A 21,656-nucleotide genomic window follows, 5' to 3' on the forward strand; every position below is an offset into this window, starting at 1 on the left:
CCCCTCCGGGAGATGTACGCCGGGTGGCGTGATGGAAAGTCTCGGGTGATGATTCGTGGCAGGGTCTCATGAGATATTGCTGTGCGCTGCGCGAATAGCTGCCTCGGCGTTAAAGGGAGAACGCTTCCATCTAGGCGGGTGACACCGTGTGTCGCAACACTTTCCCGTCGAGGTATCACGCTGGTGATACTGCTGAGGAGGCGGTACCATGGCTCTGGACATGATCATCTTCGCGGATCACCCCAGGTCGCCACGAGTAATAGGTGTAGCACAAGGTGTAGCAATAATCATTGTACTCGTGACTAAAATGGTAACAAGAAAAGGATCAACGAAATGCTGAAAGATAGTGGGAACGATATGAACGAAAAAATGTCTGCCGATATCTGCTGGAGCAGGGATAATAATGTTTATGGTGAACGGCGCAAGAACTGTGTATCCAGTAGTTGTTGAGACAGGGATAGTCTCAGGGGTAGAAACCAATAGGTCACAAGGTGTGTCGCATGCTTTTGGGCAGACTATGGAGCCAGGGCGAAAGGCAGCAAGGGCATGCGATCCCTCGCCCGCCGAGCAACCCGCCTGACGGGAGGACGATCGGGGCGATCCCCTGATCGGGGGAAGAAGTGAGCTGGGAGGCGGGGGGAACACCGACGGGTCAACCGATGGGCGGGGAAGCGGCTAGTCCGGATGAACCCTTCGTGCGGAAGATGAAGATGCCGACACTCCCATCACGATCCTGGCGTGAGTCCAGCAGATCTGTTAGTAAAGGGACGGAAGTTCCGTCCCTGTGACCGGTCCCGGGATCACCGCGTCCGTCACTCTGCAGAAGGGTCTTCCATCAACTCGTCGGCATGCACAGGAGAGCAGAGCAATGACCTTCCCCCAACCCGTGGCCTCACGTCCTGTGATGAGCACACAAGAGATCGTGGAGGCGATCCGCCCTCGGCTCAGGCGCGTGATGATCGTGTTGAACAACAAGGGGGGAGCGGGCAAGACAACTACAACGGCCAACATCTCGGCCCAGCTCGCGTCCGCTCTGCACGCCGCCGGTTCGACCAAGCGCGTCCTCGCCATCGACCTCGACCCTCAGGGCAACCTCGGACTCGATCTGGGACATCAGGGCAAGCCTGGTGACGACGAAGGCAAGAGCATCATCGACGTGGTCGAGGGGACCGGGGGGCTCCACATCATCAAGGACGTACGTCCGAACCTCGACGTGGTGCCTGGCGGCAAGAACCTCAAGAGGATCACCGCGTCCATGATCGGCACACGGTCCATCGACCCACGGCGGGAGATCCTCCTGAGTCTGGCCCAAGCCCTCGCCGAGGTCGCCGAGGACTACGAGTGGATCCTCATCGACTGCCCTCCGAACCTCGCCGATCTGCAGCACCTGGCCGCCGTCGCCGCCGAGTACGTGCTCATCCCCGTCTGCTTCGACCAAGGGGCCATTCAGGGCCTGGAGGGCGTCAGCGAGGTCTTCGACGTCGCCTCGCGGCTCAATCCCGCTCTGACCCCGCTCGGCGTCCTGCTGTTCGGCTTCGACCGGCAGAACCTGCGTAAGATCAAGGACGAGGACGGAGAGGTGGTGGGCATCAAGGAGGTCGGGTTCCTCGCGAAGAAGCGCAAGGAGATCAGCGAGGTCCTGGGCGACTCCGGCATCCCCATCTTCCAGACCGTGATCACGCGCGCCGTCAACGTCGCCGATCAATGCCGCAAGCACGGGCGGGTGTTCGCCGAGCTGGCGGACCTGACGGCCGGGGCGGACTGGAAGACCCACGCCAAGCGGCACCAGCTGACGCTGAGCAGCGAGTCGGCCGAGACCTCCGCCATCGAGATGGAGGAAGCGACCGCCGAGATCATCAGCAGGGCTCTGGAACTGGAAGCAGAGGCATACGCGTGACCAGCGAATTCTTCGATGACAAGCCTCCCGCCCCCAAGCTCGGAGGGATGACGCGGGCTCGCGGACGACGCGGCCAGACCGGCCTGTCCGCTCTGGTCGCCAAGGCCGCCGCCCCCAGCCAGGAAGCTTCGGACAAGCCCCAGCAGGCTGCTCCCAGCGAGCCGGCCCCCGTCCCGGTGCCTGACGTGCCGCCCGCTCCCGTCGCCGAGCAGGCGCCTGCCGTACAGGACGCCGGGGTGGCGTTGGTGGAGGAGGACGCGGGCGCCGAGCCCGTCCGTGGTTCCGCAGGAGGCGGCGAGCAGGCCACACCCGTGTCGCCCGACCCAGTCGAGGTGGTCGAGGATCGACGGGCCGTCGCGGAAGAGCGGGGGACGGTGCCGCGCGGCGCTGTCACGGAGGAGCGGGAAACGGCACCGCGCAAGGGCGCCGTCACCGAGAAGGCGGCCACGGCGGCGCGGAAGGGTGCCGCGCCAACCGGCGAGGCTCCGGTGGCTCCCTCCGAAGCGGGCCGCAAGGCTGTCGCTGTGCCGAGCGCTCCGGTGCCGCCCGCTGCCCGCCCCCTGGCTGCTCCGCTCGCCTCGCGGCCCGCCCCTCGTCCCGCCTCCCGCCCTGTACCGCAGGTGACGGCTGCCACCGTCTCCACCGACTATCAGACGCCGGAACAGGTCAGCATCTACATCAAGCCGGAGGCCAAGGAGCGCGCCAGGGCGACCAGCCGGGCCGAGGGTATCGAGTACGCCCAGCTGGCCATGGACGCCATCGACCACTTCCTCGCCTTGGACATGCTGACCTTCCTGGTCCGTGCCCGCCTGGAGGTGAGCCGCCCCAACGGCTCACGCTTCCCGCCGCGCAGGAACCTGCGGTCGAAGTCCAAGCCGGGCATCCGGCGGGTGTTGTGGCCGGTGCAGTTCCGCCCGGCCGAACTCGAGATCCTCAACGGCCTGGTCAAGGAGACCGGGGCCGAGCACCTGTCGACGTTGGTGTCGGTCGCGGTGGAGGCCTATCTTCTCGACGATGACGACACTTCCGCTGCCGGTGAGGCACATCACGATGTGATGGTGTCGAGAGGTTGAAGCGCGGGGCTCGCGATCGCCGCAGGCCCCGCGTGCGGTTGGGCATGACGGTGAGGACATGCTCGCTTGCAGCGATGGCTCTGCGTTCTGTCGGGCTGAGGGGAGGGTGCCGGTAGAGGGCTTGCGTGCACCGCCTTGTCAGGAGGTCCTGGGCCGGGGGAGAGGTGACCGGGGCAGCCCGAACGGTCGCCGGTGTCGGCGGCTTCGCAGGCGCGACTCGTTCTCGAGGACACAGGTCGATAGGGTGCCGCTTTCCACCTCAGGCGAGACTCTTCGATGAGAGCTCGGTGGTACAGACGAACGAAGAACCATTTCCGGCGGCCCAGACGCGTGTGAGCGCGGCGTGTCGGCCGGAGCCGCTTTCCTGCTGATCTGGCTGGTGCGCCTGCCCGCGACGTTGGTCACGCTTTCCACCCGGCACTCCCTGCCGTTGCTTGACCAACGCAAGCGATCGATCCATCGTCCCGGCCCGACTGAAAAGGGTTGGCGCTGCTCGCCGATTCGGCACTGACCTGGATGAGCCGCCCGGAGCCGGCGGCGCTGATCGAGTGGCTGCCATCCTGCGCGCCGCGCTGCCGGGCGTGGCCATGCTGACCGCCGCGTTCCTCGCCCTGAGCTGGCTCTTGCCTGCCGGGCTCGGCCTCGGACCAGGGACGGGCCGCAGCGCTGGACATCAGGAAGGAGGGCGGGGTACTACATCATCGAGATCAAGGACCTGTACGCCGACGCCGGAACGTACCAGACGCAGCTCCGTGACGCCGGGCTGAACGTGACCCTCCGGGTCATCCCCTCGACGCCGTCGTGGATGGGCTCCATCTTCCCCACCTCCCCCACAGAGCACCGGTACCTCGACGAGATCAAGACCATCGACCAGCCGGGGACCTGCGACAGGATGGGCGGCTGTCCCATCGGGGTGAAGATCCCGGAGAACTTCCAAGGACCCGCCGACATTACGCTCGGGCGCGAGGCCAGGCCCGGCGAGCCGTTCGAGAACGGCACCACGATCGAACGGCTTGGGCGAGCCGCTGCACTGCCTGCCCTACATCGGACGGACCGTGGCCGAGGTACGCGGCATGTTGCGGGAACGCGGCGTGACCATCCAGAGCTTCGAGGACATGGACCCCGAGTTCGGTGGACGAAGCAGTCGGTTCCGGACTCATGGCTGGTGGAGAATGGCTCCATGACCGAGCCGTGCAAGGCGAGTGTGAAACGGGGAGCCGCCGTCAACACTCACGCCTCCCGTGACAAGACATAGATGACAGCTCGACGAAGGACGCAGTGCTGAACACGGTCGAGCCTGTGCATGTCCGGTGACGATGAGAGAGCATATGAAGGTCATCCACGGAAACACTCGCCGTGATCGTGATGGGGTCTCTCGTCGCCGGCGGTACCACGAGCGCCACCCGGGCCGAGCTGGCACCTTCCGTGACCAGGGTCGCCGGATCAGTGACGTTACTAATGGGTGACCGGGGGGAGCGTCGCGGCGAACGGCTACAGGATCGAGCGGGGTCCGGGCAGGAACGTGCGCTTCGACGTGCAGCGCCGCCGGGGCCATCTCCATGTCGTTCCCGCGGACGCGAAACGGCTGCCGCACCGCCCGCGGGGCGGTCTCAGCGGGTGAGCGTGAGGGGGTTGACCAGGTCGGCGTACACCAGCAGGCCGGCCATGACCATCACCAGCAGCGCCACCGCGTACGTCAGCGGCAACACCTTGGCGACATCCACGTACGCGGGCTTGGGCCGCCGGACGGCCTTGGCGTAGGCCCGCTTGATGCCCTCCCACAGGCCGCCCGCGATGTGGCCGCCGTCGAGCGGGAGCAGCGGGATGAGGTTGAACATGCCGATCGCGAGGTTGAAGCCGGCCAGCAGGTTGACGAAGATGGCGACCTTCTTCTCCGTGGACAGGTCGGAGGCGAGGATCTCGCCGCCCATGCGGCCCGCGCCGACCACGCCGACCGGCCCCTCGGGGTCGCGCTGCTCGCCGGAGAAGGCCGCGTGCCAGACGCCGGCCATCTTCTCCGGCAGGTTGATCAGCGAGCCGGCCACCCGGCCGGTCAGCTCGCCCATGTAGCCGATGACCTGGCCGATGCTCTGCTGCTCCATGACCTCGGCAGGGCGCACGCCGAGATAGCCGACGTTCTTGTCGATCTTGGCGGGGTCGTCGAGGTTGGGGCGGTCCTGGGCGATGAGCGTGACGGCGAGCGTCATCGGCTTGCCGTCGCGGAGGATGCCGATCTGTGCGGGGCCGGGGCCGTGGGAGCGGACCAGGCGGAGGGCCTGGTCCCAGGAGCTGATCTTGTGGCTGTTGAAGCTGACGATGTGGTCGCCGGGCTTCATGCCCGCCTGCGCGGCCGGGGTGGGCCGGTCGCCGGGTGCGCAGGTGGTGCGCTGCTCGGAGGCGGGGATCACGCAGGTACGGGTCTCGGGCGAGACGATGGGCGCCTCCACGGGCAGGCCGATGCCGACCAGCAGGATGGTGAAGAAGATGAAGGCGAGCACGAAGTTCATGGCCGGGCCGCCGGACATGATGATGACCTTCTGCCACCACTTCTTACGGTAGAAGACGCGGTCTTCGTCGCCCGGCCGGACCTCCTCCTGGGCGGCGTCGCGGGCCGACTCGATCAGGCCCTGCCACGGGCCGGTCGCCGTGCTGCGCAGCTTGCCCGGCTCGTCACCGGGGCGCGGCGGCAGCATGCCGATCATGCGGATGTAGCCGCCGAACGGGATCCACTTGATGCCGTACTCGGTCTCGCCCTTGCGGCGCGACCAGGCTGTCGAGCCGAAGCCCACCATGTACTGGGTCACCTTGACCCCGAAGAGTTTGGCCGGCACGAGGTGGCCGATCTCGTGCAGCGCGATGGAGACCATCAGCCCGAGGAGGAAGACGATGATCCCCACGACGTAGAGCCAGTTCATCGGGCCGCTCCGCAGAAGATGACAAAGGGCCCGAGCGGCCCGGCTTTGCCCCCAGGGTAGTGGAATCCACCACCGAGGGCGGCCCACCGCGGCTCACGAAGTGGCGGCCCGCCGGTCGGGCGCGAACCGTACGGCAGTCAGCGCGGTGCCGGGGCAGCCGCCTACCTCGATGAGCAGGCCGCCTCTCGGCAGGAGAAGTCTGGGGCGTGTGGGCGGGCGCGTCAGGTACCTGGAGTGACCCCGGCACCCACGAGGATCCGGTTCCAGTTGTTGATCATGCCGATGGCGACCAAGAGCAGGGCGAGCTGCTCCTCGCTGTAGTGCTCGGCCGCCTGCTGCCACACCGCGTCGGAGACGACGGCGCGGTCGGCCAGCCGGGTCGCCTCCTCCGTCAGCGCCAGCGCGGCCCGCTCGGCTGCGGTGAACACCGCGGCCTCACGCCACGCCGCCACCATCCAGAGCCGTTCATCGCTCTCCCCCGCCTGCTTCATGTCCCGGGTGTGCATGTCCACGCAGTACGCGCACCCGTTGATCTGGCTGGCCCGCAGCTTGACCAGCCCCAGCGTCGGGGTGTGGCAGCTCACTGTCGGTAGATGCCGGGGACGAGCTTGGCGACATCGATCCTCTGACTCATCACGACCTCCGCAGCCGTCACGGTTTCCAGGGGGCAACACAGCCCGCCTGTTATGACCGGCGCGGAGTCCGGCATGCCTGATGACCACCCAGGACCGCGTCGAGCTTGAGCCCGAGGGCGATGCTCCTTGGGCCGCCCGGGAAGGGGGCACTACGAGCCGTACAGGCCATCGGTGTGTTGTTCGGCGGACCGCTCCGAGTGCTGGAGTTCGGGCTGGCGGTCCACGTCGTGGACGACTACGGCCTGTATGACGCCAACGACCGTCCACCTTGATGGCACCGGTATCTGCGGCCCGCGGCGGTGCACTCGAAGACCAGTGCACATCCCTTCTCCCTCAACGCCCAGCCGCTCGTGGCGGACGTCATCAACGACGGGATGATGCTCCGCGTGGTGGATCAAGCTCTCCAGCAGGAGGCGAAGAGCCCAGGACGCGCGCTCACAGGGAGTCCGGTCATCGCGGATGAACGACGGCTTATGAAAGTGCGGTTCGCGAATTCATGCCCTCAATGTCGTAGTGTGATCGCATGGATGTGTAGCGTTACCGTTGATTGGTGGGTCCGTGCGTGCTGTGACGGTTGAGTGACTGATCGCAAGCCGTACCCGAGCGACTTATCCGACGCGCAGTGGGCGGTGATCGAGCCGGTGCTCACGGCGTGGACGGCCGCGCACCCGTCCGTCAGCGATCACGAGAGCGGCCCCGAGTTACGCGAGATCGTCAATGCCATCCGCCACCAGGGGCGGACCGGCGTGCAATGGGACTATCTCCCGCATGACCTGCCGCCAAGAGCGCGACGTACTACTACTTCTCCCGCCGTCTGGTCCGCGACTACGAGCACCTGCCGGCCAGCTCCGAATCACGGGTGTATTGGGCGATGACGGATGTGATGTCCCGCCGCCTGACCCGTGGCGGGGCGCCGCCGTGGCGGTGGACATGACGGGGCCAGACGGGCACCCGGCCGATCCCGGCAGCTGGCTGCTGGATCGGATCGATGCCCGCGAACACTGGCTGACCGGCCAGTCACTTGCCTGACGCCTTCTCAACACCCCAGGTAATCGCGGAAGCGGTGGCCTCTGCGTCCAGGTCGGCGCGGAGGCGCGAGACCTCGCTCATGGAGATGCCGGTGTCGGCGCCGTCGATCGGTTGTGCGGTGTCCATCATCAGCCGGATGCTCGCGGCATACCACCTGAAGCCAACAGATGTTGGCCTACACTTGTGGGGTGAGAAGGTCATCGCGTGAAACCAAGGCCCTGATCCTGGCGGCAGCGCGTGAACGCTTCGCCGCCGATGGCTATGACCGGACCACGATCAGGGCGATCGCCGGCCAGGCGCACATCGACCCCGCCATGATCATTCGCTACTTCGCCAGCAAGGAGGACCTCTTCCTCGCGGCATGCGCCTTCGACGTCCCGCTGCCGGACCCCGCCGGTATCCCGCGGGAGAAGGTAGGCGCCACTCTGGTCGAGTTCTTCCTGAGACGGTGGGAGGCCGACGCGGCGCTGCACATCCTCCTGCGCGGGGCGACCAGCCCTCTGGGAGCCGAGCGGCTGAGGTCCGTCTTCGCCGCCGAGATCGTTCCTCTGGCAGCCACCTGGTGCGACGATCCGGTGGAGGCCGCCCGGCGGGCGGCCCTCGCCTCCACGCAGATCCTCGGCCTGGCGCTGTGCCGCTTCGTCGCCGCCCTCCCGCCCATGGCCGACATGACCCATGAGGAACTTGTCACCTGGGTCGGGCCGACCGTGCAGCGTTATCTGGTGTCCGGCTGAACGGGGGAGTGGAATGCCAGGCAGCCTCACCGCCTCCGTGGTCAACGTCCTGCTCACCGCCGTGGCCCGTGCGGGCGCAGACCCCAGGCGCCTCGTCGGAGAGACGCGGCTGGACGTCGCCGGGGTTCCCGTGCCGGGCTCCCGTGTTCCGGCCGAGGCCGTGACGGAGTTGTGGAACCGAGCGGCCCGCGCGGTAGGGGACCCCGACTTCGGCATGAATCTGGGGTTGTCCTACGAGCCGGGGCGTTTCGCGCTCCTCGACTTCTTGTTCCTGTCGTCGGGCACGCTGAGTGAGGCGTTTGGCAGCGTCGTCCGGCACATCGACCTCGTGACGACCGGCGGGTCGTACGAGATGAGCACGAGCGGCGACCTGGTCACCCTGACCCGGCGGATGCCCGCGATGGACGAGAACCGGCATCCCGCGAGCGCAGCCCTGGGCTGGCAGTTGACCCTCGCCAGGGCGGCGGTGGGCGCGCCGGTCCGGCCCGTGAGCATCGGGATGGCGATGCCCGCGCCACCCCGCCACCGTGATCTCGCTGCGGCGTACGGCACCAAACTGATCGAATTCGGGCAGGACGCCAACACTCTCACCTTCCGCCGCCGCGACCTCGACCGCCCGCTGCTCGGAGCCGATCCCGCCCTGGCCGCCCTGCTCCGGCGCACCGTCAGTCGGCTACGGCACGGAGAGGGGCGGCCGTGGCGGGATCGGGTGCGGTCCTTCCTGGCCGCCGGGCTCGACCATGACAGAGCGACCTTGAGAGCGGCCGCGCACAGCCTCGCGCTCAGCCCGCGCCGGCTGCAGCAACTGCTGCACGAGGAGGGGACGAGTTGGCGGCAGGAACTGGAGGCGGAGCGCGCGAGGCTGGCCGTGGAGCTCCTGTCCGGCACCGGCATGCCGGTCGCGGCGATCAGCGCCCGGCTCGGTTACGCCGACGTGCGCGCCTTCCGGCGCGCCTTCAGGCGCGTGCACGGGCGCACCCCTCAGGAGTACCGCAGCTCCATTGCGTGAACGGTCCCCCTCACCGCGTGTTCTGTCCTCACCACCGCCAAGGGGCCGGGCCTAGCCTCGGCGGCATGACAGACGAGACGGTGCAGCGCAGCAATCCCCTCCGGTACCGCTTCGACGACCGGGACATGGACTTCATCTTCCAGTGGTCCGCCGGAGCCGCCAAGACCGGCGGCCTCGACGCCGGCGAGCTCTACCACATCGCCTCCCGGATCTCCGACGGCGACACCGCGAGCTGGACGGAAGAGTTCGAACGTTACGGGGATGCCCAGCGCGACCTGGCAGACGGCTGGGAGGTGGATGGCCGCCGGCGCAGCGCCGGTGAGGTCATGATGAAGGCCTATTACTGCTATCGGCAGGCGTGGCAGTTCGCCGGGCGCGGCGATGGGTTCATCCGTCTGATCAACAAGTACGAGGCCGCGTTCGAGCGGGCGGTGACGCTGTTGGACCTGCCCCTGGACTACCTCGAGGTGCCGTTCGAGGGCACGTCGCTGCCGGGGCTGCGACTCGACGCCGGACCCGACGCTCCCACGCTCATCGTCATCGGTGGCGGCGACAGCGGCCGGGAGGACATGTACCACCTGATCGGCCTGAACGCCTGGCGGCGCGGCTACACCACGGTGATGGCGGACCTGCCCGGGCAGGGCAGCACGCCGCTGCGAGGCCTGCACCTGATGGCCGAGACCGAGCGGCCGGTCGGCGCCGTCGTCGACCATCTGATCGACGCTTACGGCCAGGACCCCGCCACGCTCGCCATCATCGGCTTCTCCGGGGGAGGCTACATGGTCAGCCGCGCCGTCATGTCGGAGCGGCGGATCGCGGCGGCCGCCGCCACCACGCCCATCTCCGACTTCGGGTCGCTGCTACCCGTCGAGGTGGTGCGGCGGATGGCCGAAGAGGGGGCGATGAAGGACAACTTCCAGATGTACCTGTGGCGTTCCGGACAGGCGGGGCCGGTCGACTTCGCCCGCCTGCTCGCCACCTTCACCGCCGACCCCGCCCGGGTCAGCTGCCCGTTCCTGTCCGTCGTCGGCCTGGGGGAGTCGCCCGCCCTCGTCGAGCAGGTACGGAGCTGGCACCACGCCCTGCCGTCACCGCGCAAAAAGCTCCTGGAACTCGACGCCGCCACAGGCGCCGACGCCCACTGCCAGATCAACAATCCCACCCGGCTCGCCCAGGAGGTGTGCGACTGGCTCGACCGGATCCTCCCGGCGGGAGGTTCGTGATCGTCACGCGTACGCCGGGCCGTCCCCGCCGGGCAACGGATCTCCTCCGGGCAGGGAAGGGCGTTCCCCGCGGCGCAGCTGCTCCACCGCCTCCTGAGCGGCGTGACCCCTGTTGAGGGCCGGATAGGGGATGCTCGGCACCTTCACCCCGAGGAACTCGCACAACGGCTCCCATCCCTGAGTGGCGTCGTGCACGAGCACCCGGTCCGAGCTCACGCTCGAGAGGACTTCTGCGGTGTGCCGCTCGAACACCTCTGTCGCCTCCCGCTCGGTGGGGAGCACGACGTCCGAGCCGTGCCCGAAGACAGCGCTCCACAGGTGCCGTGAAAGGGACACGATGCTCTCGGCTCCGGGCATGCCCCGGGTCAGGGCCGGGTTCCGGATGAGCTCGAATACCGTGCTCCGCATGCTCGCGTACCAGGTGGCAGGGGACCGCACGGTCAGCACCGCTTTGGCCGCGGGGAAGGCGAGCACCAGCTCGCGCCAGAGGAACGCGCTCGGCCAGTCCACCGCCGACCGGTGCCCGCCGAGCACCTCCTCCCAGCCGGACGGGCGGTTCGTCAGGACCTCTGACCAGCGATCGCCCTGCTCGGGATGCCGGGCAATCTCCTGCATGTGATGGCAGGGGCCGAAACCGAGATGCTCCAAGGCCGCCTTCATCGACGTGGTCCCCGTGCGTGGCAAACCCGCCCCGATGACATCGACATGGCCCATAGCAACCTCCTCATGGACGCCGGCGTCTGATCGCCAGAGTTCCTGCCGCCAGGACGGTGGGCATCTGTCTTCCGACTGGTGCGAAATGACCGGTCGCTTGGGTCCCTGGTCGCGGGCATGTCCCGCCGCGGCCGATGCCGCATGTCATCCGCTGCGCGCCGCGCGCCCGGCCGAACGGCACCAGTCACTCGACGGATTCGGACTGCCGCCGCATGTCCTACCTTTGAGCCGTCCCGTGCTCGGCAGCCGCCTGTAAGAACGCGCGGACATCGTGGCGGCCGTGCCGGGATTCGTGGCCAGGCGGCGAGTACCGTGGCAGGACGACGCCGCCTGGCCGCAACCTCTGCAAGCCGCGCAGCCTCCCAGAATCCTCCACCGCTGAGGCGCCGCGGCCCGGGGGTGAGGTCATGGCGCTTCCTCCCGTCCCGGCTCGCCCCCGGACGTGCTGGACGCCTGCCGGGAGCTCCTGGGCGGCGAAGCGGTGGCGGTCTCAGGAGGGCCCGCCTACCTCGTGGGCCCGCCCGTGTGGGCTGTCGGCGTCGTGGCCGAGGTGCTGAGTCGGACGCGTCTGATCGCGTCCAGCTCGCATGGTCCCTGGCCCGTCCTGACGAATGGGAGCCCGACGAGTGGGACGACCTCGTCGGCGAGGACGAAGGCGTCCCCTGGGCGATGATCGCCCCCGGCCGCCGGAATGCACTGCCCGGCCCAGTACCCGGCCGAGCCGCCTGCTGTCGCCATTCGAAAGGCGGGTCCACCGTCTGTGGCGGATGGTGATCCGCCGCCCCGTGCACTGATCCGGCTGCGGCATCATGAGGTGTGCCCGTCATGAGCGTACGGCCCGCGGCCGAGGCAGACATGCCCGCCGTCCGGCAGGTGGCCCGGCACTTCGGGCTGCCGGACGGCTGGCCCGTCGGCGGTGACTTCCTCGACGCCGAGCGTGAGCACGGCACTCTGCTCGTCGCGTTGGCCGCACCGGGTGAGGCCGCCGGCTTCGGCGGCACCTTGCTCCGGGGCGACGTCACCCGCCTGGGAGACCTGTTCGTGCTGCCCGGCCGCCAGTCGTCCGGCGTGGGGCGCGTCCTGCTGGCGCGGCTGCTCGGCGAGGCTGGGCCCAGGGTGACGTTCGCCTCGTCCGATCCCCGGGCCGTCGCCCTGTACGCACGATCCGGGCTGCGGCCGTGGTGCCCGCTGCTCTATCTCACCGGCAGGCCGGTCGAAGGCCCGCCCGGCCCGCCGGCCAGGACGGTGGGGCCGGACGAAGTCGCCCCGCTGGACGCTGCCGTGTCGGGCGGAGACGCTCGCGTGGTACGCCGCGATCCCCGGCGTCACGGTGCGCGCGACGGACGCCGGTTACGCCTTTGCGCGCCTGGCCGGGGACCGGCTGACGATCGGGCCGGCCGGGGGATCGCGCCGCAGGACTGTGCCCAGGCCGTCGTCGCCGCCTTGACCGCCACAGTTCTCTGCACGACGGCACAGGTGGCGGTGCCGGGTACGCATCCGCTAGTGCCGGTGCTGCTGGGCGCGGGGTGGCGGATCGCGGACATGGACACGTTCATGGCCGACGATGCCGCGCTGGCCGTCATCCGCCCCGACCGCTAGCTCCCGCATCCCGGCCTGGGCTGAAAACGCCGGAGGTGAAAGTGCGGGCGCCGGCCGCTCAAGTGCACGCGATCCACGCGGAGACATGATGCAATGCTCGGAGGAAATCGCATGACATCGGCTCCGGAGCCGTTGTTCGGACTGGAACACATCGACTGGACCGCATTGGTCGACTGTCGCGGAGACAGAGGGCAAATACCCATCCTGTTACGCTGGCTCTGGGGAACGTCGGCCGATCTCCTCGATGTCACGGACAATCGGGGTGTCCGGGCGATCAGGGACTTGGAGGGCCGGTTCGTCACCTCTTCCGACATGCTCGCCTGCTACTGCATCCGTGCTGCCACTCCGCCGGCCGTGCCATTCCTCGTCCGGCTCGCTCAGGATCCGCGCACCCTGCGTCGCGACCTCAGCCTGAGCCTGCTGCTGGACATCGCCGTGGCCGTCGACGCGGGCCCTGCCGGATGCTGGGGGCAGAGCTGGGAAGAGGCCTCCGCTCTTGTCCGCTCAGCCGCCCGAGGCATGGCCCGCACCAGGCCGGACGGCTGGTTCGCGCTGCTCGAGGAAAACCCTGACCGACGGGTACGCGGGCAGATCCTGGAGTTGTTGGCCATCATTCATCGATCCGGTCTGCTGGATCTGCTCGGCAGGCTCTGGGACTCGGTGTTGCGCGCCACTGACGCCATATCGATGACCGAGCGCGTCATTTGCCTGGCATATGCGACAGCCGAGCACCCGGAATATCGTGATCGCATGCGTCAACCGTGGGCCGATATGCTCCAGGGCTGGTTGCGCGCCAACGATCCGGCGCCCCGGGAAACTGCCGAAGCCGTGAGTGCCGCTCTCCTCCATCTGCCCGAATGGATCGACGAGGAAACGGTGCGGGCGCTTCGTGAACTGGTCCAGGAACAGCTCCCGTGACAGTCATCGGCAGGTATACCGTGTCGCCAAGTACGCGCTCATGGCCGTCATCGGCGAATTCGACCGCCTTAAACGCCATACCGCTCACCTGGCGCGGGCTTTGGTCGCTCCGCTCGAACAGCGTATGGGGCTGCTTGTCGTCGATGAAACTCTCATCGATGAACTGACCCGCTCACTGCCGGTCCGGAATCGGCGGGGCGGCTCCCTCGAATTCCCGTTCTCGCAGACGTCCGGATCCTTCGAGCGAACCTTGCTGGATTGGTCGCACAGCGGGTCGCACAGCGGGCCGCTCGCCCAAATCGAGGCGTCCTTCCACGGAGGCCACGGATATCAGTCCGCGGCTGTGTGGCAGGCCGGCGTCAAGACGTGGGGACCGGCACATACGTGGGATTTCAGCGGGCCAGACCGAGACTGGCCGATCAACGCGGCTCTCGACCGCATCGGCGTGGTCCCGTCATCGGCCGCGGACCTGTTCCTGGAGGCCGGGCTGGGCAGGGGGAGGAATCACGAGGACTGGATGTGGGCAGCCCGATTCGCTTCCTGGGCAGCGAGCTATGACGAGTGGTACGAGCGGCGCGAAGCGGAGCGCGAGGAGGCGGAGCGAGCCGCCGCGGAGGCGGACCGGTATCAGCGTCGGCGCGACGTGCCCGTGATCCTCGACGGCAGGGCCGTCATGGAAGTGCTCGCGATCCCTTCGGGGCGCATGGTCGGGGCCGCCATCCGCCATCTGCAGGACGTGCACGCCGAACGAGGCCTGGCCACCCGGGAAGAGGCCGTGCGAGAGCTGCGAGCCTGGGCGGCGGAGTCCGGGATCGAGACGCCTACGCCGCAGTAGGGTCTGTCCCAGAGCGGGGAACCCGGAGGCATCCTGCTGGCCGCGTCCGGCGCTGGCGTGTCCGAGGTCCACATCGAGCCGGAGTCTTGACGTGGCGCGGGTCCGGCGAGCACTGTCAAGGATGATCAACGATCACAGGACTGCCAGGAGGCGAGGGTGACGGAGAAGGCCGGAACGGAAGGGTGGGTGCCGGCGGGCATCGACACCACGCGCCCCACGTCCGCGGGCATCTACAACTATGTCATCGGCGGCAAGGACCACTTCCCCGCCGACCGCGAGGCCGCCGAGGCGATGCTGGCCGGCAGCCCGAACACGGCCGTCGGCATGCGGGCCACCCGGGCGTTCCTGCGGCGGGCGGTCCGGTGGCTCGCCGACCCTGACGGCGGCGCCATCGGCCAGTTCCTCGACATCGGCTCGGGTTTCCCCACCGCCGGCAACGTGCACGAGATCGCCCAGAGCATCGATCCGGACGCCCGGGTGGTCTACGTCGACTACGACCCCACCGTGGTGGCCTGCGCCCGTGCCCTGACAGCCGGCAACGATCGCGTACGGGTGATCGGCGGCGACCTGCGGCGCGTCGAGGACATCCTCGGCCACCCCGACGTGGGGGACTTCCTGGACTGGCGCCGGCCGATCGCCCTCGTCCTGAACGCGGTTCTGCACTTCGTCACCGACGAGCAGAACCCCAAGCGGCTGATTGCCACCGTCCGCGACCGGATGGCTCCCGGCAGTTTCCTCGCGCTCAGCCACGGCTCCATGGACGGCCTGGACAAGACCCTGTCCCCGGAGCAGATCCAGACGGCCGAGGAACAGTACCGGCGAGCCGCCGACCCGCTCGTGCTGCGCACGCACGACGCCATCCAGCGCTTCTTCGACGGCTTCACCCTGGTGGAGCCGGGCCTGGTGTACGTGCCCCGATGGCGGCCCGACGGCGCGGACGACGGCGCCCTCCCACCGGAGATGTCCGGCGTCTACGGCGGCGTCGCCCGTTTGCCGGTCTAAGGGACGGTTCGCAGGCTCGGGTGAGAAGCCTAGGAGAGGCTGCCGAACTTGCCCGGCAGGTCGAACAGCTTGAACCTGGCCTGGTCGAATACGCGATCGGGGAGCCAGCGGGCCACGAAGGCGAGGAGCCCGGAGTCCTTGCCGACCTTGTACCGCGTCGCCGGCCGAGCGGCCGTCAGGGCCTGCAGCACCACCTTCGCCACCACGGAAGGATCGCTGCCGCCCTGCTCCCTCTCATAGGCTTTGGCGGTCATCGCACGGTAGGTCGTCTCGTAGTATCCGCGCTGTTCCGCGGTCATCTGGATCAGTGTGTCCTCGGCGTCCTTGCGCAGCTTCTGCACCGCGGTGGTGGAGATCGTGGCGGGCTCGATCAGCACGACGTGGATGCCCCACGGGTGCAACTCCATCCGCAGTGCCTCCGTCACCGACGCGAACGCCCACTTGGAGGAGCAGAGCGGAGCGCCGAACGGCAGGGTCAGCCGGTCGCCGATGGAGCCGATGTTGATGATCCGCCCTTTCGTCCGGCGAAGCGCGGGCAGGAATTCCTGGATCACCCCGACCTGTCCGAACACGTTGACCTCGAACTGCCAGCGCAGCGTTTCCAGCGGGATGGCCTCCACCGGCCACGTCAGACCGATTCCGGCATTGTTCACCAGGCCGACCAAAGGCACGTCCGACTTGTCGACGGTCTTGGCGGCCTCCCGGACCGCGTGTTGATCGGTGACGTCCAGAATAAGGGGTGTGAGCCCTTCTCCGGCCTGGCGCTGCAGTGCCTCGCCGTCCGCCTCTTTCCGCACGCCCGCGAAGACGTGATAGCCGGCCTTGGTCAGCCCGAGGGCCGTGGCCTGACCGATGCCGGTGGAAGCGCCGGTGACGACGACTCCTCCGCGGCTGGTCCCGTACGTCGGCATGAGCGCCCTCCAAGAATGTGAATGCTGTGGGAATCGGTTTGTCCGCCGTGAGAGCGCGCAACAGCCTCACGGCGAACGGCCTTCGCGGGGCGGAGGCCCGTGCCAGGAGAGCGGGTCATCGCCTGGCGGCCAGGACGTCCGCCAGCGCGGCGAAGGCGCGCCCCGCCTTGGCCACGCCGAACTCGGCGACGAGCAGCAGGACCGCCTGCACCTGCTCCTCACCGGCTCCGTGCTCCAGCGCCAGCCCGACGTGCTGGGCGAACGACTGCTCCAGCGTCCCGTTCAGCACATCGGTCGCGATCGTGCACAGCGCCCGCTCGGCCACCGTCAGGTTGGGCCGGCCCCAGCGCTCGGCGAACACCTCCTGCAGGAAGGCGGCGAAGTCCTCGTTGAGCGCCTTGGTCGCCTGCACGACGTGCTCGGGGAGTTCGATCGCCTGCCCCGCGTGTCCGTTGCCGGACTCCTTCTCCCCGGAGGTGGCGAGGCCGGCCTCCACGGCCGCCTTCTCGATCTCCCCGAGCCGCATGAGAGCCTCGGCCGCCGTGGGATATCCGACGTAAGGCGCCAGATGGCGGACGGCCTCCCGGATGTCCTCCAGCGCCACGCCGTTCGACAGGGCCATCATCACGTGCGTCTGCAGCGGGAATTGCAGCGAACGGCTGCACAGATCCGCCGCGACGAACACGAACGCCTTCTCCCGCATGGAAAGCTGCGGCAACCCCCACGCGTAATGCCCGCGCTTCACGGCCATCGCGGCGAAATCGGCGTCCAGCGCCTGAATGGCGTCCTGGGAAGCGAGTTTCATTACTGATCTCCTTGTGTGGGGCTGTGATGACGCAGTCCGCGTGACGGCGCGTGTCAGAGGTCTGACCGACGCTAGTCCGTGCCGGAGCCGGGGCGAATCTGTCAGGCAACCGGAATGCGCACCAGCAAGGCTCAGGGCGCCTTTCCTGCTCGAACCGAGTTCGGACGGTTCAGACGACCACGTGGGGCGGCGTGACCGTGATGGGGACACCGTTGAGCGCGGCCGTGCCGCTGATGTGGTCGAGGTAGTGCGGGTCGGTGAGGTCGTTGACGCTGGCGCCCGGCAGGGTGCCGGCGATCGACAACGTCTCGCGGGCCAGGGCGTGGCCGTAGCCGTGCGGCAGGCTCGCGGTGCCCGGCATGAGATCCTCGCTCGCCGACACCTCGACCTCGACCGTGCCGGCGTCGGACCGCACGCTCACCAGGTCGCCGTGAGCCAGGTCCCGGGCCTTCATGTCATCCGGGTGCATGAGCAGATGATGGCGCGGCCGGCCTTTGACCAGGCGGGCGGAGTTGTGCAGCCAGGAGTTGTTGTCGCGCAGATGGCGGCGTCCGATGAGCAGCAGCTCATCGGCGGGCCGGGGCGTGAGCAGCTCGCCGCGGGCGCGCTGGAGCTCGGACATCAGCAGCGGCGGCGCGAGGTCGATGCGCTTGCCGTCGGTCTGCAGGCGTGCGGGCATGCTGGGCCGCAGCGGGCCGAGATCGAGGCCGTGCGGATGGCGGCGCAGCTCGGCCACGGACAGCTTGTACTGCCCGGCGGCCAGCCCGTAGTCGAGGATCTGCTCGGGGGTCAGGCTCAGGGCGGGCTGGTCCTTGCGCTCGTCGGGTGGCAGGAGCTCCTGATAGCGCCGGGCCAGCTCGCCGATGATCTGCCAGTCGTGCCGGGCCCCGTCGGGCTTGGGCAGCACGGCGGGGGTGAAGCGGGCGACATCCCGGATCGTGAACATGGAGAAGAACAGGTCGAAGTGGTCGCGTTCGAGCAGGTCGGTCGGCGGCAGGATCACGTCGGCGTGGCGGGTCGTCTCGTTGATGTAGAAGTCGACCGACGCCATGAAGTCCAGCTCGCCGAGCGCCCGGCCCAGGGTGTGACCCGCCGGGGTGGACAGCACCGGATTGGCCGACACGGTGAACATCGCCCGGATCTGCCCCTCGCCGGGAGTGAGGATCTCTTCGGCCAGCACGGCCACCGGCAGCTCTCCGCTGAACTCCGGCAGGCCGCGTACCCGGCTGTGCCACCTGGCGTAGTGGCCGGGGCTGAGCTGGCCGCCGGCGATCATGTCGATGGCGGGCTGGGTGACCAGGACGCCGCCGGGACGGTCGAAGTTGCCGGTCACCAGGTTGAGGATCTGGATCGCCCACTGAGACAGCGTGCCGAACCGCTGGGTGGACACCCCGGTCCGCCCGTAGCAGGCGGCGGAGGGGGCGGCGGCGTACTCGCGGGCGATCCGGACGATCGTCTCCGCGGGCACGCCCGAGACCTCCGCCACCCGCTCGGGCGTGAACTGCTCGATCGCGGCGCGGAAGTCCTCCAGGCCGTCCACGTACGGGAGCGGCCTGGCCAGGCCCTCGTCGACGATCGTGCGCACCATGGCCAGCATCACCGCGGCGTCCGTTCCCGGGCGGATGAAGTGGTGCTCGTCGGCCAGCCTCGCCGACTCGGTACGCCGGGGGTCGAACAGCACCATCCGCCCGCCCCGGCCGCGCAGCTCGCGAATGCGGCGGGTGATGCCGGGCGCGCTCATCACGCTGCCGTTGGAAGCGGCAGGATTGGCGCCGAAGACGAGGAAATAGCCGGTCCTGTCGATGTCCGGGACCGGTATCAGCCACTGGTTGCCGTAGAGCAGGTAGGACACGAACTGGCTGGGCAGCACGTCGACCGAGTTGGAGGAGAAGCGGTTGCGGGTGCCGAGCATGCGGGCGAAGCCGGGCGCGTGCGTGAGGGCCCCCAGGCTGTGCACGACCGGGTTGCCGAGATAGAGCGCCACCGCGTCCGCCCCGTGCTGAGCCCGGATGCCGGCCAGGCGGGAGGCGACCAGGTCGAAGGCCTCGTCCCAGTCGATCTGCTGCCAGCCGGACGAGGTGCGCCGGACCGGCAGGCGCAGCCGGTCCGGGTCGTCGTGGATGTCCTGCAGCGCGACCGCCTTGGGGCAGATGTGCCCCTTGGAGAACGGGTCGTCGTCGGCGCCGCGGATGTCGACGATCTCATCGCCCCGCAACGTGATGTTCAGCCCGCACATGGCCTCGCACAGATTGCAGGCAGCGGCCCGCGTTCGCATCTCCACCATGGACGTTGACTCCTTTACGCCGGCATCCCCGCGCCGCCGGCCACTTCCGGGGCAGCACGCGCTGTCAGCGTAAGCGGCGGTACTCGCCGTAGAGCGACAAAGAGGCGACAACCAGTCACATGACCTATTCGCGCAGGTCGATGACTGGAGGGCCGTCACAACAGTGCCGGATGCTCAGCAGTTCTTCTCATCCTTGAACACCACGTACAGCGCCTCGCGCGGCCCCACGACGAGCAGCCTGCGGGCCTCGCCGTACCGGTCGAGGTCCCCGTCGGCCGTCCGCCAGAAGCGGCCGCCCTCGTCGGCGTCCGCCCACACCAGCAGGCGCCCCTGCGGCCCGCTCACCCGCCACAAGGGCTCGTCGATCAGCTCGTGCAGCAGGTACGGGACGAGCTCGCCCGCCGCGTGGCCGGCGGACTCCCGGCGGCAGGTGGCGCTGAACGCCTCGACCTCGGCCAGGAGAGCCGGCGTGCTCAGCGACCGCGGCCCCATGCCCAGCATCCACCCGTCCGCCGCGTCACTCGCCGCGGGATCCCCCAGGTCGAGGGGGTCCCATGGATCGGCGTCGTCGTCCGGGACGAACTCCTGCGCCTGGGGGTCGTCGGGCCAGGGGAACTCGTCCTCGAAGTACTCCTCGCCGTAGCGACGGCTCCACGCGGTGCTCCTCCACCATCGGCGGACGGAGGCCAGGTCGGGATCGGGCGGTAACGTGTGCCCGGCCAGGTCGATCCGGAACGCGGCGTAACCGTCCAGGTCCAGCGGCGCCCGCAGGATCGTTCCGGCGCAGACGGCGCGCAGCCGGGCCTCGGCCAGCGCGAGGTCGTCGTCGTGCAGGGCCGGCCGCGCCTCGCACCAATGCCCCGCGAACGAGCAGGCCGGGTCGCGGTCGTTCCCTGGGCTGGCCGGACTGGTGACGCTGACGCGGATCACCCTGGAGCCGGATGAGAACACGGCATGCGTCTCGTCCCCGGCCGCGTCGGCGACCGTCACCAAGGCCGCCTCGTCCGCCACGTCGAGGATGGCCCATCCCAGTGCGGCGGAGAGCATCTTCAGGCGGCGCGTCGGCGGGTGTGCGAGTATGGCCTGCCGGACGGCGAGAATGGCGTCGTGAACGCCGGTCGGCTCGCAGCTCAGCGGCTCGCGCGCCGGCCCGTCCGGTGACAGGGTGGGGAAGAGTCCGCACTTCACCAGCGAGCCGGCATCCAGCGGGCCGCCGCAGTCCCTGACGTCCACCAGCAGGCGCCCGCTGTGAGTCGGGCTCGCGGTGGCGTCCTCGTCCAGCCATCGGTTCAGCAGGTGAGCGTGCGCCGCCACCTGCATCTCGCCCCGCCACTCGAGCGAGGGCAGGTTGTCGTGGCAGTCGTGCCCGAGGAATCGGCAGATCGTGAAGTCCAAGACGTCTTGCCCTTCGCCTGGTTCTCGCCGTCCGTCAGATCGGGGGGACACAGCCGGACAAGGGAGGCCGTCGAGGGTGATGGTGGCGTGCCGCCGGCTCCGCCGCAACGGGTGAGGATGCTGGTTGTCCTGGGCAGAGCCGGGCCAGTCGCGTGACGGATACCCGGGCCCGCCCCGATGCCTCCACAAGATAAGTCCTCGCATGAAGACTTGAAGGTCCCTGAGCGGGGATATAGGTTCGGGGGTGAGGGGTATCGGGATACTCGTTACCGGGATGCCGGCCGGGCTCTCGCGTCCGGCCGGCATGTCCCTTCCGTTTCGGCGCGGCCGTACGGCTCACATGCGGCGCAAGGGGACCAGCGCCACGCCGTACGCCAGCCCGTACGATGCGGGAAGCCAGCCGCCTCCGGCCGCGGCGGCGGCGAAACTGATCACCGAGACCGCCGCCAGGATCAACGTGCCGGCAGCGCGCTCCCGCCCCGCCAGCGCCGCCACCCCGGCGGCCCCGAGCCCGCCGGCGGCGGTCAGAAGATCCACCACCAGCCACGCGTCGAGCAAACCCGCCCGCGCCAGCAGGTCGAGCAGCGGCAAGGGAAGCGCCGGCGTCCAGATCCAGGTCAGCCCGCAGATCAGGTTGACGGCCGAGGGCAGCACCAGCAGCAGCGACACCGCGGCCAG

19 protein-coding genes are annotated in these 21,656 nt (G+C 68.9%); 10 read left to right on the forward strand and 9 right to left on the reverse strand.

Annotated features, from left to right (window positions below; all coding sequences use genetic code 11):
- Nucleotides 1–955: 955 nt before the first annotated feature.
- Together HCN51_RS42255 and HCN51_RS42260 are read left to right on the forward strand one after the other, a co-directional pair.
- Entirely contained in the window at nucleotides 956–1,897 is a 942-nt protein-coding gene (locus HCN51_RS42255; protein WP_240973824.1) for a ParA family protein, read from the forward strand.
- Nucleotides 1,894–2,970, forward strand: coding sequence for a hypothetical protein (locus HCN51_RS42260; RefSeq protein WP_168017627.1), 1,077 nt, complete (start codon nucleotides 1,894–1,896; stop codon nucleotides 2,968–2,970). Before HCN51_RS42255 ends, HCN51_RS42260 begins: the two co-directional genes overlap by 4 nt.
- Nucleotides 2,971–4,580: 1,610 nt before the next feature.
- On the opposite strand, the gene HCN51_RS42265 is transcribed toward HCN51_RS42260, so the two are convergent.
- Nucleotides 4,581–5,885, reverse strand: coding sequence for a M50 family metallopeptidase (locus tag HCN51_RS42265; RefSeq protein WP_168017628.1), 1,305 nt, complete (start codon nucleotides 5,883–5,885; stop codon nucleotides 4,581–4,583).
- A 221-nt stretch (nucleotides 5,886–6,106) separates the two neighbouring features.
- Nucleotides 6,107–6,469 (reverse strand): carboxymuconolactone decarboxylase family protein, encoded by a 363-nt coding sequence (locus tag HCN51_RS42270; protein ID WP_346433992.1) that lies wholly within the window; start codon nucleotides 6,467–6,469, stop codon nucleotides 6,107–6,109.
- Nucleotides 6,470–7,098: 629 nt separating this feature from the next.
- Here HCN51_RS42270 and HCN51_RS63150 point away from each other — a divergent pair.
- Complete coding sequence (locus tag HCN51_RS63150; RefSeq protein ID WP_206068527.1) at nucleotides 7,099–7,395, forward strand: transposase; 297 nt, start codon at nucleotides 7,099–7,101, stop codon at nucleotides 7,393–7,395.
- A gap of 142 nt (nucleotides 7,396–7,537) precedes the next feature.
- Here the strand turns inward: HCN51_RS63150 and HCN51_RS42280 are convergent, their stop codons facing one another.
- On the reverse strand, nucleotides 7,538–7,678 hold the full coding sequence (locus tag HCN51_RS42280; RefSeq protein ID WP_168017629.1) for a hypothetical protein: 141 nt from the start codon (nucleotides 7,676–7,678) through the stop codon (nucleotides 7,538–7,540).
- A gap of 59 nt (nucleotides 7,679–7,737) precedes the next feature.
- Between HCN51_RS42280 and HCN51_RS42285 the strand changes: the two genes are divergently transcribed.
- The 3 genes from HCN51_RS42285 (at nucleotide 7,738) to HCN51_RS42295 (ending at nucleotide 10,515) form a co-directional block, all read left to right on the forward strand.
- Nucleotides 7,738–8,283 (forward strand): TetR/AcrR family transcriptional regulator, encoded by a 546-nt coding sequence (locus tag HCN51_RS42285; RefSeq protein ID WP_346433993.1) that lies wholly within the window; start codon nucleotides 7,738–7,740, stop codon nucleotides 8,281–8,283.
- A gap of 13 nt (nucleotides 8,284–8,296) precedes the next feature.
- Nucleotides 8,297–9,292: an AraC family transcriptional regulator gene (locus HCN51_RS42290; protein ID WP_168017631.1), complete on the forward strand. Its 996-nt coding sequence runs from the start codon at nucleotides 8,297–8,299 to the stop codon at nucleotides 9,290–9,292.
- A gap of 65 nt (nucleotides 9,293–9,357) precedes the next feature.
- A complete protein-coding gene (locus HCN51_RS42295) occupies nucleotides 9,358–10,515 on the forward strand; it encodes an alpha/beta hydrolase family protein (protein ID WP_168017632.1) in 1,158 nt (385 codons plus the stop codon).
- A gap of 3 nt (nucleotides 10,516–10,518) precedes the next feature.
- On the opposite strand, the gene HCN51_RS42300 is transcribed toward HCN51_RS42295, so the two are convergent.
- The gene (locus tag HCN51_RS42300) at nucleotides 10,519–11,229 is read right to left on the reverse strand and encodes a sulfotransferase family protein (protein ID WP_168017633.1); all 711 of its coding nucleotides are present in this window, start codon (nucleotides 11,227–11,229) and stop codon (nucleotides 10,519–10,521) included.
- A gap of 825 nt (nucleotides 11,230–12,054) precedes the next feature.
- On the opposite strand from HCN51_RS42300, the gene HCN51_RS42305 reads away from it, so the two are divergent.
- From HCN51_RS42305 to HCN51_RS42320, 4 genes are all read left to right on the forward strand, one after another.
- Nucleotides 12,055–12,828: a GNAT family N-acetyltransferase gene (locus HCN51_RS42305; RefSeq protein WP_168017634.1), complete on the forward strand. Its 774-nt coding sequence runs from the start codon at nucleotides 12,055–12,057 to the stop codon at nucleotides 12,826–12,828.
- 111 nt (nucleotides 12,829–12,939) lie between these two features.
- Nucleotides 12,940–13,746 carry a hypothetical protein gene (locus HCN51_RS42310; protein ID WP_168017635.1) on the forward strand — a complete coding sequence of 269 codons (807 nt, stop codon included), beginning with the start codon at nucleotides 12,940–12,942 and terminating at the stop codon, nucleotides 13,744–13,746.
- 40 nt (nucleotides 13,747–13,786) lie between these two features.
- Entirely contained in the window at nucleotides 13,787–14,581 is a 795-nt protein-coding gene (locus HCN51_RS42315) for a hypothetical protein (protein WP_168017636.1), read from the forward strand.
- Between the two features lie 156 nt (nucleotides 14,582–14,737).
- Complete coding sequence (locus HCN51_RS42320; RefSeq protein ID WP_168017637.1) at nucleotides 14,738–15,583, forward strand: SAM-dependent methyltransferase; 846 nt, start codon at nucleotides 14,738–14,740, stop codon at nucleotides 15,581–15,583.
- 29 nt (nucleotides 15,584–15,612) lie between these two features.
- On the opposite strand, the gene HCN51_RS42325 is transcribed toward HCN51_RS42320, so the two are convergent.
- The 5 genes from HCN51_RS42325 to HCN51_RS42345 all read right to left on the reverse strand — a co-directional run bounded on the left by HCN51_RS42325 (nucleotide 15,613) and on the right by HCN51_RS42345 (nucleotide 21,647).
- On the reverse strand, nucleotides 15,613–16,494 hold the full coding sequence (locus tag HCN51_RS42325) for an SDR family oxidoreductase (protein ID WP_168017638.1): 882 nt from the start codon (nucleotides 16,492–16,494) through the stop codon (nucleotides 15,613–15,615).
- Nucleotides 16,495–16,609: 115 nt separating this feature from the next.
- A complete protein-coding gene (locus tag HCN51_RS42330; protein WP_168017639.1) occupies nucleotides 16,610–17,299 on the reverse strand; it encodes a carboxymuconolactone decarboxylase family protein in 690 nt (229 codons plus the stop codon).
- 169 nt (nucleotides 17,300–17,468) lie between these two features.
- Nucleotides 17,469–19,583 carry a molybdopterin-dependent oxidoreductase gene (locus tag HCN51_RS42335; protein WP_206068528.1) on the reverse strand — a complete coding sequence of 705 codons (2,115 nt, stop codon included), beginning with the start codon at nucleotides 19,581–19,583 and terminating at the stop codon, nucleotides 17,469–17,471.
- A gap of 174 nt (nucleotides 19,584–19,757) precedes the next feature.
- A complete protein-coding gene (locus HCN51_RS42340; RefSeq protein WP_168017640.1) occupies nucleotides 19,758–20,978 on the reverse strand; it encodes a cupredoxin domain-containing protein in 1,221 nt (406 codons plus the stop codon).
- 336 nt (nucleotides 20,979–21,314) lie between these two features.
- Nucleotides 21,315–21,647, reverse strand: a complete 333-nt coding sequence (locus tag HCN51_RS42345) for a hypothetical protein (RefSeq protein ID WP_168017641.1) — start codon at nucleotides 21,645–21,647, stop codon at nucleotides 21,315–21,317.
- Nucleotides 21,648–21,656 lie beyond the last annotated feature (9 nt).

The sequence above is a fragment of the Nonomuraea composti genome, assembly GCF_012034275.1.
GTDB lineage: Bacteria > Actinomycetota > Actinomycetes > Streptosporangiales > Streptosporangiaceae > Nonomuraea > Nonomuraea composti.